This is a genomic window from Brevibacillus sp. BC25, from assembly GCF_000282075.1.
GTDB lineage: Bacteria > Bacillota > Bacilli > Brevibacillales > Brevibacillaceae > Brevibacillus.
On the sequence record NZ_AKIX01000068.1, the window covers coordinates 1 to 17,620 of the forward strand.

17 protein-coding genes and 1 riboswitch are annotated in these 17,620 nt (G+C 46.4%); all 17 genes read right to left on the reverse strand.

All coding sequences use genetic code 11. The features are described from left to right. Window positions 1-189: 189 nt before the first annotated feature. The 17 genes from PMI05_RS18740 to PMI05_RS18820 all read right to left on the reverse strand — a co-directional run bounded on the left by PMI05_RS18740 (window position 190) and on the right by PMI05_RS18820 (window position 17,475). The gene (locus tag PMI05_RS18740) at window positions 190-1,500 is read right to left on the reverse strand and encodes a nucleobase:cation symporter-2 family protein (RefSeq protein ID WP_007725043.1); all 1,311 of its coding nucleotides are present in this window, start codon (window positions 1,498-1,500) and stop codon (window positions 190-192) included. 32 nt (window positions 1,501-1,532) lie between these two features. Continuing rightward, window positions 1,533-2,123, reverse strand: a complete 591-nt coding sequence (locus tag PMI05_RS18745) for a xanthine phosphoribosyltransferase (RefSeq protein ID WP_007725045.1) — start codon at window positions 2,121-2,123, stop codon at window positions 1,533-1,535. Window positions 2,124-2,357: 234 nt separating this feature from the next. Next, window positions 2,358-2,459: riboswitch (purine riboswitch) on the reverse strand. A gap of 136 nt (window positions 2,460-2,595) precedes the next feature. Then, window positions 2,596-3,681: a ribosome small subunit-dependent GTPase A gene (gene rsgA, locus PMI05_RS18750; protein WP_007725048.1), complete on the reverse strand. Its 1,086-nt coding sequence runs from the start codon at window positions 3,679-3,681 to the stop codon at window positions 2,596-2,598. A gap of 243 nt (window positions 3,682-3,924) precedes the next feature. Further along, window positions 3,925-4,191: a hypothetical protein gene (locus tag PMI05_RS18755; RefSeq protein ID WP_007725051.1), complete on the reverse strand. Its 267-nt coding sequence runs from the start codon at window positions 4,189-4,191 to the stop codon at window positions 3,925-3,927. Window positions 4,192-4,289: 98 nt separating this feature from the next. Next, window positions 4,290-4,511: a WYL domain-containing protein gene (locus PMI05_RS18760; RefSeq protein WP_007725054.1), complete on the reverse strand. Its 222-nt coding sequence runs from the start codon at window positions 4,509-4,511 to the stop codon at window positions 4,290-4,292. A gap of 170 nt (window positions 4,512-4,681) precedes the next feature. Then, window positions 4,682-5,161 carry a DUF4265 domain-containing protein gene (locus PMI05_RS18765; protein WP_007725058.1) on the reverse strand — a complete coding sequence of 160 codons (480 nt, stop codon included), beginning with the start codon at window positions 5,159-5,161 and terminating at the stop codon, window positions 4,682-4,684. A 226-nt stretch (window positions 5,162-5,387) separates the two neighbouring features. After that, on the reverse strand, window positions 5,388-6,629 hold the full coding sequence (locus tag PMI05_RS18770; RefSeq protein WP_007725059.1) for an MFS transporter: 1,242 nt from the start codon (window positions 6,627-6,629) through the stop codon (window positions 5,388-5,390). Window positions 6,630-6,905: 276 nt separating this feature from the next. Continuing rightward, a complete protein-coding gene (locus tag PMI05_RS18775; protein WP_007725060.1) occupies window positions 6,906-7,529 on the reverse strand; it encodes a YcnI family protein in 624 nt (207 codons plus the stop codon). 15 nt (window positions 7,530-7,544) lie between these two features. Next, on the reverse strand, window positions 7,545-8,831 hold the full coding sequence (locus PMI05_RS18780; protein ID WP_007725061.1) for a copper resistance protein CopC: 1,287 nt from the start codon (window positions 8,829-8,831) through the stop codon (window positions 7,545-7,547). A 152-nt stretch (window positions 8,832-8,983) separates the two neighbouring features. Further along, window positions 8,984-9,838: an alpha/beta fold hydrolase gene (locus PMI05_RS18785; RefSeq protein ID WP_007725062.1), complete on the reverse strand. Its 855-nt coding sequence runs from the start codon at window positions 9,836-9,838 to the stop codon at window positions 8,984-8,986. Between the two features lie 45 nt (window positions 9,839-9,883). Beyond that, window positions 9,884-10,987, reverse strand: coding sequence for a Ger(x)C family spore germination protein (locus tag PMI05_RS18790; protein WP_007725063.1), 1,104 nt, complete (start codon window positions 10,985-10,987; stop codon window positions 9,884-9,886). Beyond that, complete coding sequence (locus PMI05_RS18795) at window positions 10,984-12,087, reverse strand: GerAB/ArcD/ProY family transporter (protein WP_007725065.1); 1,104 nt, start codon at window positions 12,085-12,087, stop codon at window positions 10,984-10,986. Before PMI05_RS18795 ends, PMI05_RS18790 begins: the two co-directional genes overlap by 4 nt. A gap of 17 nt (window positions 12,088-12,104) precedes the next feature. Beyond that, window positions 12,105-13,583, reverse strand: coding sequence for a spore germination protein (locus PMI05_RS18800; RefSeq protein ID WP_007725067.1), 1,479 nt, complete (start codon window positions 13,581-13,583; stop codon window positions 12,105-12,107). A gap of 146 nt (window positions 13,584-13,729) precedes the next feature. Beyond that, complete coding sequence (locus tag PMI05_RS18805; protein ID WP_007725070.1) at window positions 13,730-14,785, reverse strand: PotD/PotF family extracellular solute-binding protein; 1,056 nt, start codon at window positions 14,783-14,785, stop codon at window positions 13,730-13,732. 61 nt (window positions 14,786-14,846) lie between these two features. Next, entirely contained in the window at window positions 14,847-15,644 is a 798-nt protein-coding gene (locus PMI05_RS18810) for an ABC transporter permease (RefSeq protein WP_007725072.1), read from the reverse strand. Then, complete coding sequence (locus tag PMI05_RS18815) at window positions 15,641-16,444, reverse strand: ABC transporter permease (protein WP_052006442.1); 804 nt, start codon at window positions 16,442-16,444, stop codon at window positions 15,641-15,643. Before PMI05_RS18815 ends, PMI05_RS18810 begins: the two co-directional genes overlap by 4 nt. Before the next feature lie 44 nt (window positions 16,445-16,488). After that, window positions 16,489-17,475, reverse strand: a complete 987-nt coding sequence (locus tag PMI05_RS18820) for an ABC transporter ATP-binding protein (RefSeq protein ID WP_007725079.1) — start codon at window positions 17,473-17,475, stop codon at window positions 16,489-16,491. Window positions 17,476-17,620 lie beyond the last annotated feature (145 nt).

A 17,620-nucleotide genomic window follows, 5' to 3' on the forward strand; every position in this document is an offset into this window, starting at 1 on the left:
CTACGAAGCGGCTACCACTTTTGCGTTTCCCCGCGAATCCCTTCGGAGCGGGCAGTCCATACTTCCTCGAGGGACGGAGCCTGGAGCCTAGACTGGAAATATTCTTCTCTCCACCGCAGCCACATTTCCAACGCAAAAACCGCCACCTCCTATCTAATCAGGAAGTGGCGGTTCATTTTTTTGATAAGGTTAAGACGCTTCCGAAACAGTTACATTTGCCGGAGCAGTCTGAGATACTTTTTTATTCGTATGAACGAGCAAGATATTCAAGATGACGGCCGTCAAAGAACCTGTCACGATACCATTTTGCAGCATCATTTTTGCCAAAGTAGGCAGTTGATCAAACATCGCCGGAACCGCAGCAGAACCAAGTCCAACAGCGATACTGCAAGCAGCGATCAACAGATTTTCGTTTTTGTTCAGATCAACCTGTGAAAGAATATTGATACCAGATGCAACAACCATCCCAAACATGGCGATCATCGCCCCACCCAATACTGCATTAGGAATAACCGTTGTCAGCGCAGCCAGCTTCGGCAGTAATCCGAGAACTACCAGGATTCCACCGGCACCAATCATCACGTCACGCGATTTAATGCCAGTCAAGGAAACCAGACCGACGTTTTGCGAAAAAGCCGTGTAAGGGAATGCGTTGAAAATGCCGCCCAGTACAATTGCGACTCCTTCCCCGCGCAATCCTTTGACTACATCTTGATCCGTTACTTTTGTATCGGTCACTTTACCGAGAGCAAAGTAAACGCCTGTGGACTCAGCCATGCTGATGATGTTGACGAGAATCATGGTAACAATGGCCACAATACTGAACTGTGGAGTACCGAAGTAAAACGGTTCAACCACGCTAAACCAAGAGGCTTCCGCTACACTAGCGAAGCTGACCATCCCCATCATGTAAGCTACAGCCGTACCGACAATCAAGCCGAGCAATACGGAAATCGCACGAATAAATCCGGTAAAGAAACGATTAATAAGCAAAATGATAACCAACGTTCCTAAAGCCAAAAGCAAATTGTGCGGTTGTCCAAAATCCGGCATGCCTTGTCCGCCAGCCGCGTTGTTCATCGCAACGGGAATGAGCGACAGTCCAATGATGGTAACGACTGAACCTTGTACCACGGTTGGGAAAAAGCGCAGCAGCTTGCCGAACAGTGGAGCTGCCAAGACAACGAATATACCCGATATGATGATGGCACCGTAAGCGGTGGCTAAATTACTCGTAGAAGCAATCGCGATAATCGGTCCTACTGCTGTAAACGTACAGCCTAGCACAACAGGAAGGCGAATCCCTGTATAACGAGTGCCAAGGACTTGCAAGAGCGTTGCGATTCCGCATGTGAAAAGGTCGGCAGCAATCAAATAAGCGATTTGCGTAGGAGTCAGATTCAAAGCACCACCGATAATCAACGGTACGACGACGGCTCCTGCATACATGGCAAGAATGTGCTGTAAGCCCAAAGTAACAATCTTATGTTTGGCTAGCATGAGTGAACCCTTACCTCCTATTAATTTTTTGATTATACGTGTGCAGGTTCTTCTTCAATAAAGTGAATGCCTTCTGGTGACATCGATTCAATACGTGCCAATGATTCGATTCGTACGCCAGCTTGCTCCAAGAGACCGCGGCCTTCCTGGAAGCTTTTTTCAATAACAGCGCCAACCCCGACGAGATGAGCACCAGCATCTTTGACAATATTCGTAAGCCCCACCAGAGCAGCTCCCGTAGCCAAGAAGTCATCGACAATCAATATGCGGTCTTCTTTGGACAAATACTGACGGGAAACACTGATTTGATACGTTTCCTGACGGGTAAAGGAATGAACAGGAGCAGAGTATACTTCCTCTGTCAACGTGACAGCTTTTTTCTTTTTCGCGTAGATAAAGGGAACACCCAATGCAAAGGAAGTCGCCATAGCAAAATGAATTCCACTTGCTTCAATCGTCACGACTTTTGTGATTTTTTCACCAGCGAACAGCTCGGCAAAACGCTGTCCGATCTTCATCGTCAATTGTGGATCTACCTGGTGGTTCAAAAACGCATCCACCTTCAAAACGGATGCCGACAGTACCTTGCCGTCCTGTACGATGCGCTCTTGTAATTCTTTCATCAATTCTTCCTCCTCGGATATGGTTCCGGCCACTTCTTTATGCCTGTGGCCTGCTGAAATATAGAAAGCCCAGAGTGGACAGTGTCACAAGCGGGCTACGTAACAAACCAACGCCAAGTGAAACTGTCCCTCTGGGCTTTTATCCCTTAGGTGTGACACATCATTCGTGCCTGCGTCGCTCGGACCAGCTATCTTTCAACCCTATTATTGGTATAGGAAAGAAAGAGACGGAACCCTAGACGCACTTTCACTCGTAGTCAGGTAATTTACGGTCACCTGGTAGAAACGGTTGGGCCTTATCCCCAAAATTATACGAGCTACCTATCTATTTATTTCGAAGTGTAATAACGAGTATTGACCAAATCTATCATAACTCTCGCGTTATGAGCAAGCGTTAATTTTTGAAAGTAAAAAGAAGCGCTTACTTGCCCAAATAAAGGAAAGAGCCCTGATTTCTCAAGGGCTCACCTACTTATCTCTTTGGTTTTTTCTCCCGCATTTGAACGTTGAGCTTCTTCCATTTATCTCTTTCAGCGGCAGCAAGCCTTGCGTCTTCTTTGCGTGCCAGATGTGCCAATTCGCGTTGAAGCTTCAGGTAACTGTCAAAGCGTGCCTTTTCCAATGATCCATCATTGATGGCAGCTTGAACAGCACAGCCAGGCTCGCGCATATGCTTGCAATCATTGAAACGGCATGTTTCCGCAATGGACTCGATATCGTCAAAGGCACCGCGGAAGCCTTCATCTGCCTCCCAGAGCTGGAGTTCCCTCATGCCCGGTGTATCAATCATCAGAGCACCACTCGGCAATCGGAACAGTTCGCGATGTGTCGTCGTATGGCGGCCACGGTCATCACCTTCACGCACGCCACTGACTTTTTGCATCTCCGCTCCGCTCAATTTATTGATCAACGTGGATTTGCCAACACCAGAGGAACCCATCAAGGCAATCGTCTGGCCCTCGCCCAGATAAGGCGCGAGCTGATCCAGTCCTTCTCCCTGCTCAGCACTGACCACGTGAATAGGCACTCCGATTGCGACTGATTCTATCTCTGCCATACATGCATCCAGATCGTCACACAAATCTGCTTTGGAAAGTACAATCACTGGATTGGCTCCACTTTCCCACGCAAGAATGAGATAGCGCTCTATCCTGCGCAGATTTAGATCATTATTTAAGGAATTCACGAGGAAAACGGTATCGACGTTAGCCGCCACAATCTGCTCTTCCACAGTATCCCCAGCTACTTTGCGGGAAAACTTGCTCTTACGTGGAAGAAGTCCATGGATGGAGGCTTTCTTTTCCTCTGGACGAGCACTGATCACTACCCAGTCCCCGACAGCCGGAAAATCTTCTCGTCCGATGGCTTCATAACGAAGCTTACCCGTTACTTCGCCCAAGAGTTCGCCATGCTCACTCCACAGACGATAAATACGTTTATGTTCGAGTGTGATACGCCCCACACTGTAGCCTTGCTCGGCATAAGGGACAAAATGATTAGCAAAATACTCATTCCAGCCCATAGATTGCAATACTTGTTGATTGGTTAGTTGATTCACTGCGGATTCCCCCTGCAATTGGTTAAATATACGGCTGTCAGCCTAAACCAGTCACAGTCGAATCCTCATTTGGTGAACGGTATTACTGTTCGCTTGAAAGGAGGATTCCTGTGACCCCGACTACGACACTCTGAACAAATTTGATGACTACCATAAAACATCTCTCCTTTAGCAAACCTACCATTCAGGTTTGGAATCATATTTCCCAATTATTGTACCATAATGAAACAAAATGCAACAGCGTCAATCTCCCCCGCCGCCGCCTCCGCTATCTCCGCCACCACCACTGTCTCCACCACTACCGCTATCGCTTCCGCTGTCATAGCTATCCCAACGATCGCCTGAGTCGTGATTTCGATGATGGTGATTGTGATTGCTGTCGACATAGAAGGCTCCGCCCCCGCTGTCTGAAGAGGAATGAGAGCGCCCACTTCCGCCTTTTGCAGCTTTGGACGCCAAGACAAATACTACGATCAAAAACATGATGACGATGACAATGAAGAACTCCATTGTTTGTCCCCGCCCTTCCTCTTTTTTGAAGTTGTTTACCTATTTAGTATAACATAGTATCGCTGGAACAGGCTGGGGGCGTGGAGGGTGATTCCTTTTCATCCGGCAAAATGTCCAGACACAGGTGCGATCGCCAAAATGTTATCCAACACAAACACACGATACGCCTTCCTCATATAACAGTATGCTTTCAAGCTCCCTTTGTTCTCATCGATATTCACCACACGGACTGTACGCCTGCTAGCCACTCCATCCTTCTTCAAATAGATGATCTCAACTGCTTGCTGCTGGGCTGCGTACCTTCTCAACTCCTGAATCATCAGGCTGTCACCACCACAAAATGTGTCTTCATGTTGTTGAGATCATCATACCAAAAGAGAACGCGCGTTCGCAAGTTCTCCTTTACAAAAGAAAAAGAGACCCATAAACACATACGAGTCCCCATCCCAGAGATAGTGCGGAGTGCCGAAGAACTGACGTTTTCAAACGATTAGTCCAGATCTTCCGCCCAACTAACTAACTCTTCATCGTCAAAATCATATGGATTCTTGTAAATATTAGAGTAATAGTACTCTGCTTCTAGTACGTCTCTAATTTTATTGAACGTATGATTGGTTGCATCAAATCCATTACTGATTGGAGCAGTAAACGCGAGTGAACCATTATGAAATCCATCTAGAGAGCCTGAAAGTTCTTTTTTGACTATAGATTCAACTGCTTCTATCTTTTCTTTGATAGGCTGCTCTTTGTAAATTTGAATACAGAAATTTCCACCATGCTTTATTAATTCAAAATCTCCGTTGGGATGGAGTTTTATTATATCTCCTTTCGCAAGGCCTAGAGCTAGCCCTGGAGATGCACATAATTTGAATTTTTGATCGCTTAGGTATTCTGCAGGAAGCTCTTCTAAAACTGCTCCCTGTGAACTTGTGCCAGCAAAAACCTGAATCAATGTTAATTTATCTTCCATAAGATGCTCCACACCTATCTCTATTTTGAAGGTTTATTTTTTCTTGATTATACAAAAAAAGTCCAGGCTTCAGAAGATTGATGAAATCGTAGAGAGTGAAGATACACTACTCACGGTAGAGAAGGGGCTCGATGTGCATCCTGAATGCGCTTCGCCACCCAACGATTGCCTCAATCAAAAAGGCATGCGCCCTAAAAATGGACACATGCCGTATGCTTGTTACAACTCAGCGCCTTCTAAGCGCACGTCCGAACACAATCAGAATCGGTGCCAACAAAATGGCCGCCGCAACCAGCGAAGCGCGAATCGAAAAACGGGTCCCAATCCATCCGACAGCCGGACCACCTGCCGTTTGTCCCAAGGCATTGGACTGGCCCATCATCGACAAAACCGTCGCTCGCACACTGCTCTCAATGTTCAGATTCAGCCACGTATCATACAGTGGACTGCTTAATGACTGAATCACACCGATCAACAGCAATGCTACTAACGCCGAGCTAAAGCTAGGGGAAAAGGCAAAAGCAATCATCGCTGCAATTTTGAGTCCCGTCAACGTAAACATCCCCACAAGGACAACCCGCTCATTGTTCACATCCAGCCTTTTTTCCACAACACCTACGACGATGAGGCCGAGTAAGCTTGCGAGTGCGGCAATGATCCCGAACCACATTGGCAACGAAATAGTAGCGAGCTCTGGAAAGCCAATTTCTCCGATCAAATGCGCTTCCCACAAACGGTCATACCCTTCAGAAGCTGCACCCGTAAATAGTGTCACGAACAAGATCAGCATGAGAATCGGCTGACTGCGAATCACTTTGGCACCCGAAGTCCACGTCCGAATCATTTCCTTCACGTGGGAAGCACCTTGCTCACGCTCACGTGGAACAAAACCAGTCTCCTTCATGAACAGAAACAGAAAGACACCAAGCCCCAGATACATGAGGCCACCTATAAGGTAAGGCAAATGGGGAGCGAGTGTTGCTAATGCCACACTAAGTGCAATACCGAGCAGATTCCCAAACAAGGAGTAGCGCTTGGCCTTCATGAAAATCGTACCAATCTTCTCTTCTCCGACCTCATCCACAATCCATGCAGTATCCGCTCCACTGATAAACGTATACCCGAGACCACTGATGACTTGCGAAAACAGCACCAAGCCGAAGACAGAAACCAACGGTACCCAAGCATCAATCGCAGGAACGATCCCCTGCATCGCAAATCCGATTCCCAGCAAAAACATCCCGATAATGACGGAGCGACGGCGACTGTACGTATCCGCCACTACACCTGTTATCCCTTCAAACACCAACACGGATAACTCCAATACTGTCCCGATCAAAAGCAATTCAAACGGGTTAAAACCCAGTGTCACAATATAGTAAAGCGCATAGGTCGTGAACATGGTCGTATTGGCCAGGGAAGTCAAAAAACTTTTGATCATATATACTTTTGTCGCATTCATGAACATGGAAGCAGTATCCACCTTTTTTTAGGCAGATGACGCGTTCCGTTTTCACATACTGATCGTTTCTCTACAATCCTCTACTGTGCAAAATGCGTACGCGTCATGCTGCCACTCTTATTTTTCCTTCCTGTGTACTTGCTTGCTCTGAATAGTGTTTTTAACATGTGATATGCACCTCCGAAAGTAATTACAGCTATTATAGAACGATATTTATTGCCATACAATGGAAAAAGCTGTGCAGCATGATTGGACACACTGCACAGCTTGATTATGAAGCACTTACGCTTTTTTTCTAAACAGACCAACGATGGAGATCAGCAACGCCAAACCAGAAAGTACCAATGGCAAGGTATTGTTGCCGCCTGCACTCGCCGCTTCCCCGGCAGGAGCCGTTGCCGGCTTTTGTTCTTGTCCATGCTCATGCCCAGCTTCGCCTACACCAGTCTTAATGGTAGTGACAGACGCTGGCGTTTTGGAATCCTTGTCCCCTGTCCATTCCACAACCTCGCCATTTGCATAGGTCTGATAAGCCTTCCAAGCCAATTGGCCCTCTTCTTTCGGGTTTGCCCCGACAAACGTGAACTCTTGGAACTCATGCGCCTTGATTCCACCTTCTGTTGCTGTCCACACAAGCGCTGTGTTCACACCGTCTTTATCTTTTTCGAACTCGTAGGTCCAGCCCGGAATCGGTTGTACGGAATTTACCTTCACATTTGACGGAAATTCCAGCTTCACTTTTGTCGTGTTGACGTCTTTTTCTACTGGGACACGCACTGTGTATTTTTCATAGGAGCCTGTAGTAGCCTCTTTCGGATATACGTTCACATGTGCTTGTGCTGCTGTCGCCAACGTCAAAACTGCACCTGCTACCAGTACACTGCTCATCCATTTTTTCATTTTCATCGTATGAAATCCTCCCTAGTTTGAATCTGTTTGAATCACGGCCTGACTATTTGTCGTCGCAGTCGGGTAGTTGATTTGGCTCATCCAAAGTCCAGCCAGAACAGCGATAATCCCGAATACAATCTCCCAACGCAAGTAAGCGGGCTGCAAGGAATTTTTCGTCCGCCAGCGTCTTGTTTGCCTAAAGGCTAGAAGAAGCATGAGGCAGACACTTGCTATTTTTCCGTATAACAGATAGCTCCATGCCGTTGTACTCTGAAAAATATTCATGACATCCGTCTGCACGCTGAGCATAACAACACCCGTCACGACAGCAAGCACTGCCGCCACAGCAACTGTCTGCAAAAAGAACCTCTTGAACGACTCCTGTCCTCTTTCAGCCACTTTGACTGTAAGTAGCAAGTAGACAAGTGCCCCTATCCACACGGCGACCGTCAATACATGCAACAGTCTCAGCACAATGGACAGCCAGACAGGAGCAATGCCCCATGCATGACCACCAAAAGCTTGTGCGCTGATCAAAAGAATCCAGATTCCCACATACCAGCCAGACACCATATTGGGGATCACGATTAATAACAGTAATACAAAGGACACCAGCAGCATAATCGCAAACGGAGACTGACTGAGCAAGTTCCCGTCCATCTGCCACAGTGCTTGCGTAAGTGATACAGCGGTTAACGATTCGTCATACAAGAACCACAAAAATATAAGTCCGATGATCGCCAAACTCCATCCGATTTGTCTGCCAATCCCGATGAGCTGGGCAAGTGAAGGCAAGCCATGCCGCTGTGCTGCCCACGCTACCAGATACAAGCCGCCACCTACGAGAATAATTCCTTGCGCCAAATAGCGGTACATGATCAAGTAGCTTGAATCCGCTTTTTGCTCATTTGGCGGAACCACGGCCGCACTTTTTTGTCCGATGGAAAACGTGAGCTTCTCTTCGATCGGATGTCCGTCCTCGGAAACGACAGATACGATAACCGAATACGTCCCTTCAGCCAAATCGGTTGGCAGTTTCGCATTCAGCTGCGAGGCATCACCCGGCTGCAATGTCGGCCGCTCCACTTTTATTTCCTTGCCATCCCAGTCAAATAGACGCACGTTAACAAGATCGGGCTCCAATGTTTCGGTAAACCGCGCAGATATTTGTCCTGGATTCACCTTCAGTACCTCACCATCTTGTGGAGAGCTGCTCATCAAGCCAGCATGGGCGTAAGCAGTTGTCATACCCGTTGTCAGTACAAGTAAGAAGGCGAGCAAAAACACAACCGTATATTGTCTGATGTTGTATGTCACCCTGTCACCTGCTTCCTTATTTCGTCCTTAATCCTATCAGATTAGTACGAGAATCTATATGGCTCCATCGGGCTATCTGATGTGGCAAAGTGTTGAAAACAAAAAAAGGCATGAGCGGTAATTCTCTCCGTTCTATGCCTTTTCAAACTGTATTAGGATGATCTTACAATGCTTTGTTCGAGAAATTCCAGGACGAGTTTGTTGAATACCTCTGGTTGATCCATCGGTGGGATATGGGCTGAGTCAGGCAGGATGACTTTTTGGGCGCCTGTAATCCGTTCGGTCAATACATCGGCGATCTGTAGAAAATCGGGATAATCCCGCGCTCCTGCAATAACGAGTGTCGGGACTTTGATATTTTCCAAACGCTCGATTGGCGAGGGTGATAAAGTTTCCAATCCAACGCCAAACTCCGGCAGTGAAAAGGCGTGTCTGTTGATTTCTTTAAAGCGGTTTCGTGCTTCGCGAGCTTGCTCATTTACCGGCTGACCAGAACCGTCAAACCACATTTGTGCCGTCATTTCCAACGCTTCCTCTGTCGTGCCAGGCTGACATACTTGATTGAATCGTTCCACATCGTGCAACCTTTGTTCACTTCTTGGATGACCAAACAAGCCAGATGCGACTAGAATCAAGCTGCTCACCATCTGCGGGTAAGCAAGGGCGAACTCCTGCGCGACCATTCCCCCAAACGAAAGCCCGGCCACATGCGCTTTTTCGATACCTAGACCTAGCAGAACTGCTTTCACGTCGTCGTACAAGGTAAAAGGAACGTCAGTCGCCAGTGTTTTACCGAACCCACGGATATCAAAGCGAACGACCTTATACGTCTGTGCAAATGCTTGCAGCTGGGCATCCCATAGCCTTGTATCCAGATTGAAGCCGTGGATCAATAAGAGCGGTTCGCCTTCCCCTGCTACTTCATAGTAAATTCTTGCGCCATTGGCATCGAGAAAGCCTGTTTGTACAGCCTGCCTGTTTTCCGTTTTTTCCCACCTCTCCCTCACTATCTCACCCCGAATTATCGCTTGTCTATGTATTTTTTGTTCCTTTTACCCAATGACGCCTGTACGTAAAATCTTGATCTCGACATCTACATCATATTTCGCCTTTTTCATGATTTCCCGACATTCATCTCTACTCAATTTCTTTTTCCCGCTCTTTTGACTGGCTATATTGTAGATTTCCCCAAAACCTACCGGGTCTACATCATGTTTTCTTAATTTTTCCAGTAAATGTTCCGTCTCTTTTTTAACCGCCAGTTCGATTGCTTTTTGTACCTTGTTTAACTGCTCAGGCTTTGATAAATCGATTTTTTCAGCCATTTCCTGAATCTGCGCTGTCATCTTGACTTTCACAGAAAATCTTGGTTTCTCCAAATCCAGAACTTTCATTTGCTTTTTGCTTGAGATATGTTCAATGACAGTAAAAAAACGCTTTTTATCGAGGGAAATGTTTATTTCTAATTCTCCCTTATTGTAACGCTCCCGTAATATCTTGAGGAAAAATCCCTCCCTTGATGTAATCTCTGCCACCAATCGATCATCTCGAAACAGACCAATTTGATTAATATGCAATTCATTCTTTACTCTTTCGATATAAGGCATCACGGGATCTTTCCCGATTGCATAATAATCTTTCATGAACTCATGAAGTTTCGAGGAGATCATGTTCTCTCCATCGACGTTCTGTCGTATGGCTTGATACAGGTAAATTCCAATGTTGCTGTTCTCGGGATAGCGATGTGTCAAAATATCATAAGCTCGTCCTTTGGCTACCGTTAAATAGACATTACTTCCTATGGAGGCATCACGCGTTAAGTTTTCCACAAGAGACAGGATCCCTTTGCGCGCTAACTCATCGTGATAGACCACAACGCGAATTTGACCGCCTACGATTTTTTTGGAAGACTCCCTGTTCTGTGAAACGGTAAGTCCTTTGCTTGTATGCGCTGTGCCAGAAATCACAGTGACCAACTCACGTGCCTCCGGGTCAATTTGATAAAATACCGTGGTACCTAACAGCTTTCCGTCTTTACTAAGATCGTACCCTACTGCAACCGCCAGTCCCAATTTTTCTAATACGTGCGACTCCCCACAGCCGTTCAATAACACGACCACTAATAAGTAGTAAACAAGCAACCGTAACCTTTTCATGTCCGGACCGCTCCCTTCCGAAACAGCCGAATCACTACATAAAGCACGATGGGATAAATAAAAATGATATAGAAGCCTACACCACCGAAAACATCCGTGATGAGATTAATCGACTGGCGTGTTTCTAAAAAGCTGCTAGCAAAAAACATGACACCAACAATCCCGATAAGTGCCATTCTCTCCTTGACCCCACTAATATGATGAACCCCCCGCATGGCTACCCACAAGTTCATCAGCAAATTATCCAGCATGATGAGCATCCACAGTGAGATAGACACAAACTCAAAACGCTCCAAAAACGGAAACTCTACAATTTTCATCATCATGAGCGTTGCCCATATAAGATGCTGAAGCTGTTCCCCTTGAAAGTACAAGAGTGTAACCAGCATGACTGCCACATACAAGAAGGTGGTCATAAACAGCCCACCATGTACATATCGCGGTAGCAATTCCTTTTCCTTCACAAACGGATAGATGAACAAAATAATCTCAAATCCGATGATGGAAAAAGACATCTTCTTCGCACCGTCCATAAGCTCTACAAGATCATGATGAAAGACTGGCTGCAATAAATGAAAATCGGCGTATTGCATGGGGTAAAACAAGAGCAGTAACTGCCAAACCGTCAGCCCGACAGAAAAAAAGCTAATGCCAGCCAACACCCGAATGCCACCCGTCACTCCATAAATGGCCAGGCAAAGCAAGGAGGCATTTAATATCCAGGAAGGCACTTCTGGAAACATCCATGACTGAATGATCTCGATGTACCCTCTCAAGATCGTTAAGGCAGAGCCCATGATATATACGATAAAGATGAAATTAAGAACACGGGCAGGCCATTTTCCAAATACAGTTTGATGAATGTCATACAAATCCATGTCTTTGTATTTCGCTAAGATTTTTAGCATGAACCACGCTGCTATATGGGTCATAATGCCTGCTATTATGACCGAAATCCAGGCGTCTTGCTGCACCCTATCATAAATAAAGCGTTGGACGCCCGCTATGCCGATTCCAACCTGATTGCTATGGACCATAAATAGCGCAAGAGAGACGCTGATAGCCATATGGCTATTTCGACGAAAAGTGGACAGTGACATTCACATTCAACACCTAACTACTGAACTGGTCTTTTTTTCCGGACTTCATCAGGCGCACGGGTGTCGTCAGGAGAACGTGTCATAACCGGACGCTTGCCGAGAGAGTAAAAAGGAAACCGGATCAGACTGTTTTTAAAATCCTGCAAGCGAAAAGGAAAAAAGGGGAGAAAAAACGGACGTCCCAGACTTGATTGACGTAGGATGTGTATCAATAGAAAAGACGCGCCAAGCATAATACCAAAACCTCCCCAAATTCCAGCTAACAGGATAATCGGAAAGCGGAGGATACGTACTGCCGTACTCATCATGTAGGAAGGAAAAGTAAACGAAGCTAATGCACTGAGTGCCACGATCATGATCAAGATGTTACTGGTAAAACCCGCTGCGACGGCTGCCTGTCCAATTACGATACCGCCGACAATCCCTATTGTTTGCCCAACTTTGAAAGGAAGTCTTGCTCCAGCCTCACGCAAGAATTCTATAATCATCTCAAGCAGCAATGCTTCAAACAATGGGGGAAAAGGTACCTTGGAACGCGACTTTACGAGCGATACAAGGAGAGCAGATGGAATCATTTCATAGTGGAACGTAAGTGCAGCCACATAAGTAGCTGTAAAAAACAAAGAGACAAATAGGGCTGAGAAACGCAACAATCGAATGAAGGAAGCCATTTGCCACCGGATATAGAGATCTTCATTCGCCTTGAAAAAGTCAACGAAGGAACTGGGGCCGACGATAGCAAAGGGACTCCCCTCCACAAACACGACAATCTTTCCTTCCAACAGCGCTTCACTTACATGATCAGGCCGTTCTGTTAGGATTAACTGCGGAAAAATAGAGAACGTATTGTCATCAATCAGTTGAACCAATTTACCGCTGTCAATCACGCCGTCTATATCTAGATCGCTTAAACGCTGAATGACGGTTTGAACATTTTCAGGAGCAGCCAGTTCCTCCATGTAACATATTTCCACATTCGTCTTGCTACGTTTCCCAATCGTAATGGATACGTTGGTAAGCAAATCAGTCGACAGATATCCCTGTAGGACCCCTAAGTTGGTTTCCAATGCTTCAGTAAAAGCAACCTGGGGACCGAAAATCTGGGTTTCGACCTGAGCCTCTCCCAAAGAACGACTCGGCATTCTTGCTACGTAGAGAAGAAGCCCGCACGCCATCCCTTCTATTTGAAGGTAAACCCATCCCCTCACGAGATAATCGCTGACTTCTTTGTAATCCATGGTTTTGGTGATATGAGCAACAGGAACATTCCCCAAAATCGTATCAGGAACGATCTTTTCCTCAGGTAACCTTTCAAAATAGGGAAGCAACACCTGCTGGAGAATTTCCTTATCCACTAGATAGGGTAGGTAGGCTAGCAACAAGCTATTGGCTCCACAAGAAAGGTTACGAAACACCAATCGCGGATTTCGCATGTGATCCCATAATATTTCTCGCGTCTCGCTAACGGATTCAGAAATCATGTTGGTTGTCATCATATGTTTACCCCAATATATGGTGTCCCCTTATTATTTTTCCAATGCCCTCGCTCTATTCCCCTTTCAAACCGAAGAGTACACTCCCAGACAAAATAAATACAAAAAACCGAGACGGAAATACTCCATCTCGGTTTGTTCACCACTATTTATCTGCCGCTCTTCATTTCAGTCCAGTAGCGGTCGTATTGCTGCAAGGTTTCTCCTACATCCACCAGCCACTCCGCACGGCCAATGTCCGCTGTATCCAGGAAGACCATCTTGTTGGAACGGTATTCTTCACTGTGCAGTGGGTATGCTTTTTCGTTCGGGTTGCTGTAGCCGATAGACTCGTAGTTTTTCACACTGACCTCTGGGTCCATCAGGTAGTTGATGAATTTCTCAGCCATTTCCTTGTTCTTAGCCCCTTTTGGAATTGCCAGCGTGTCTGCCCAGATCGTTGCGCCCTCTTTCGGAATGACGTACTCCACATCTGGATTTTGTGCGTGAATGAAAGCGGCGTCACCGGACCAAACCGTTCCAATCCATGCTTCCTCAGCAATCATCTTTTGCTTGATGTTGTCTGTATCAAAGGCAACAACATTCGGTACTACCTTTTTCAAATCAGCGAAGGACTTTTCCAGTTCCTCTGTGTTCGTCGTGCTATTGGAGAAGCCATTCTTGATCAATGCCATTCCCATAACCTCACGTGGGTCGTTCAGCATGATGACACGGCCCTTGTAAGCTTCATTCCACAGATCGTTCCAGCTTGTCGGGGTTTCTTTTACATATTTCTTGTTGTAAGCGATCCCGGTAATTCCCCATGTATATACGAGTGAATACTTGTTTTCTTTGTCATAAGGAGGTGTCTTGAACGTAGACACGATATTGCCCATGTTCGGGATGTTGGCTTTGTTCAACTCTTCCAGGAGGCCCAGCTGAATCATAGTACCTACCATGTAGTCGGAAGGTTGAATCAGGTCGTAGCCGGATGCACCCGCTTGAATTTTTGCCAGCATTTCTTCGTTGCTGCCGTATACATCATAGTTAACCTTGACGTTGAATTTTTGCTCAAAATCTTTGATGACGTCTGGGTCGAAGTTGTCTGCCCAGCTATAAATATTCAATACTTGTTGCTCTTGCTCAGATGACGATGAGCAGCCTACAGCAGTCACCGCAAGTACGGCGGTCAAAGCGCCGATCATCAAGGACTTGAAACGTTTCATTTTTTCCTCTCAACCTCCAAATCAGTTATAGGATTGCTTTTATGAAAACTCCATGATGTATCTAAAAGATGGATTGATTATTTTTCGAGTCTTTGCGGCGGAAAATCTCTGCCACCACCACCAAGAGCACTGTACTCACGATCAAAAGTGTCGAGAGTGCATTCACTTCTGGCGATACGCCTCGTTTGACCAACCCGTAAATGTAGAGTGGCAATGTGGTCGAATTCGGACCAGCCACAAAGAACGAAATAATGAAATCGTCCAGCGACAGGGTAAATGCCATCAGGAAGCCTGCGATGATCCCTGGCATGATCAGAGGCAGCGTCACATAGCGCAATGTCCCCCATGGAGTTGCTCCCAAATCTTGAGACGCTTCTTCCAAATCTTTGCCCATATCAGCCAAACGGCCAGAGATAATGACCATCACATAAGGCATGCTAAACGTAACGTGAGCCAGGATCAGGGTCACTTTCCCCAGCTCCATCTGTACCTGGCTAAACAGCACGAGCAAAGCCAATCCCATCATGATCTCCGGGATGACGATAGGCAAGTACATCAGCCCGTTGAAGATGTTGCTCCAACGAATTGAATAATGCTTGACAGCCAAAGCGGCAGCCGTACCCAAAACCGTTGCAATAACGCTGCTGATAACCCCAATCGTCAAACTGTTCATCAGCGCTTGCATGACCTGTCTGTTTTCAAACAAAGAAACGTACCACTTCCACGTAAAACCTGTCCACGTGGCATTGATCCGTGAATCATTGAACGAATAAAGGACAAGAATCAAAATTGGCAGATACAAAAAGACCAGCATCAGCCACGAGTATCCAGATAGTGCGTTTCGACGTAATGTTTTCATGCTGATCCCTCCTTTGTCTCGCTCGCTTTGGTAGCGCGGAAATAAAGAAGAATCAACAGCATGGACAATAGCATCAGCACGATGGACAAGGCAGAACCAAACGGCCAGTCACGCGCAGACAAAAATTGATTTTGAATGACGTTTCCGATCAGAGCCGATTTCGCTCCTCCCATGACATCCGGAACGACGAACATCCCGATGGAAGAAACAAATACAAGGATCGACCCAGTGACGACACCCGTCTTGGTCATCGGCAGAGTCACGTGCCAGAAAGCTTTCCAAGGCGTTGCGCCCAGATCATACGCTGCTTCCAGCTTACGGCGATCCATCTGCTCCAGCGACACATAAATCGGCAGTACCATGAACGGCAAGAGTGTGTACACCATCCCGAGCAGGACAGAACCCGAATTGTACAGAAGCGGCAGCGGCTCCGAAATAATGCCCAGCGATTGCAGGAACGTATTGATTACACCTTGCGAACGCAGGATGATTACCCACGCATAGGAACGGACCAAGAAGTTGATCCAAAACGGAATCATCACGAGCAAAAGCCATATTTGCTGCGTCGATTTTTCCAGTCGTGAAATGTAATACGCTAACGGATACCCGCACAAGATCGAAAATACAGTTGTTAAAACCGCTACGACCAGCGTATCCCAAAAAATTTGGCCATACAGCGGATCGAAAATACGGATGTAATTGTTCAGCGTAAACTCATAGACAACTTGTCCGTACGTGCCTCTTTTGAGGAAAGACAGTATGGCGATCATAAGCATAGGCAGGACGAAAAGCGCACCCATCCACAAAAGGGCGGGAAGCGCGAGCAGTTTTACCGGCTTCTTGTTTAACAAGGAAGAATCACCTCGTCCGTCTGTGCCCAGCCAATGGCCACTTGATCTCCCACCTGCCAGTCCAGACCGTCACCTGCGTACTGGTGTGCCATTACGGTCATATCCTGCCCTTCGAGGCGGATAAATACCTTACGCAAATTGCCGAGGAACACAGCGTCAGCAATGGTGCCCAGCTTCTTGTGCTTGTCCTTATCGGAGTCAACCGGGTACAACTTGATCTTTTCTGGACGTACGGCTGCATTCGTTCCGTTTTCCCGGAAAATGTTGTTTTCCCCAATAAAGGTAGCCACAAACAAGGTTTGCGGGGAGTTGTAAATCTCTGCTGGAGAAGCAATTTGTTCAATTCGTCCCTTGTTCATAACCGCGATTCGATCGGACATTGCCATCGCTTCTTCTTGGTCATGGGTGACGTAAATGAACGTTATCCCTAAGTTTTTCTGCAAGTTTTTCAATTCGAGCTGCAAGCTTTTTCGCAATTGGTAGTCCAAAGCACCTAGAGGCTCGTCCAGAAGCAGAACGCGTGGATTGTTAATAATCGCCCGTGCGATTGCTACGCGTTGCTGTTGTCCGCCAGACAGCTGCTTTGGCGTGCGCTTCCGCAATTCTGTCAGTTGGACGTACTGAAGTACTTCCTCCAAACGCTTTTGTTGTTCAGCTGCGTTCACTTTTTTCATTTTCAAACCAAACAGGATGTTTTGCTCCACGGTCATGTGTGGAAACAAAGCATATTGCTGGAACACCATATTCATATCGCGCTGATACGGCGGCACAGCCTTAAGTGGCTTTTCGTCCAGGAAAATTTCCCCAGTCGTTGGCTGCTCAAAGCCAGCAATCATTCGCAGCAGTGTCGTTTTCCCACAACCACTCGGGCCGAGTAACGTCAAAAACTCCCCTTCTTCAATGGAGAGAGAAAAAGAGGGGACGACGACAGTATCTGCAAATCTCTTTTCAATCGAATCCAGATGTATAATTTTTTTCATTCCGTCATCTCACCATATGTCATTATACTCACAATCTAGGTAACTATATCGTGTATGATACGATTTGTAAACAGTTTCACGAACGATTCCTCCACAAAAACAAACAGAGCCAATGACTAAACATTCGCTCTGTTGCGTATCCTTT

What these genes read in the sequence shown, in the direction of transcription:
- PMI05_RS18740 (WP_007725043.1), bottom strand. Translation starts at nt 1,500, where the DNA reads ATGCTAGCCAAACATAAGATTGTTACTTTGGGCTTACAGCACATTCTT.
- PMI05_RS18745 (WP_007725045.1), bottom strand. Translation starts at nt 2,123, where the DNA reads ATGAAAGAATTACAAGAGCGCATCGTACAGGACGGCAAGGTACTGTCG.
- PMI05_RS18755 (WP_007725051.1), bottom strand. Translation starts at nt 4,191, where the DNA reads ATGGAGTTCTTCATTGTCATCGTCATCATGTTTTTGATCGTAGTATTT.
- PMI05_RS18760 (WP_007725054.1), bottom strand. Translation starts at nt 4,511, where the DNA reads ATGATTCAGGAGTTGAGAAGGTACGCAGCCCAGCAGCAAGCAGTTGAG.
- PMI05_RS18765 (WP_007725058.1), bottom strand. Translation starts at nt 5,161, where the DNA reads ATGGAAGATAAATTAACATTGATTCAGGTTTTTGCTGGCACAAGTTCA.
- PMI05_RS18770 (WP_007725059.1), bottom strand. Translation starts at nt 6,629, where the DNA reads ATGTTCATGAATGCGACAAAAGTATATATGATCAAAAGTTTTTTGACT.
- PMI05_RS18775 (WP_007725060.1), bottom strand. Translation starts at nt 7,529, where the DNA reads ATGAAAATGAAAAAATGGATGAGCAGTGTACTGGTAGCAGGTGCAGTT.
- PMI05_RS18790 (WP_007725063.1), bottom strand. Translation starts at nt 10,987, where the DNA reads ATGAAAAGGTTACGGTTGCTTGTTTACTACTTATTAGTGGTCGTGTTA.
- PMI05_RS18795 (WP_007725065.1), bottom strand. Translation starts at nt 12,087, where the DNA reads ATGTCACTGTCCACTTTTCGTCGAAATAGCCATATGGCTATCAGCGTC.
- PMI05_RS18800 (WP_007725067.1), bottom strand. Translation starts at nt 13,583, where the DNA reads ATGATGACAACCAACATGATTTCTGAATCCGTTAGCGAGACGCGAGAA.
- PMI05_RS18805 (WP_007725070.1), bottom strand. Translation starts at nt 14,785, where the DNA reads ATGAAACGTTTCAAGTCCTTGATGATCGGCGCTTTGACCGCCGTACTT.
- PMI05_RS18810 (WP_007725072.1), bottom strand. Translation starts at nt 15,644, where the DNA reads ATGAAAACATTACGTCGAAACGCACTATCTGGATACTCGTGGCTGATG.
- PMI05_RS18815 (WP_052006442.1), bottom strand. Translation starts at nt 16,444, where the DNA reads ATGGGTGCGCTTTTCGTCCTGCCTATGCTTATGATCGCCATACTGTCT.
- PMI05_RS18820 (WP_007725079.1), bottom strand. Translation starts at nt 17,475, where the DNA reads ATGAAAAAAATTATACATCTGGATTCGATTGAAAAGAGATTTGCAGAT.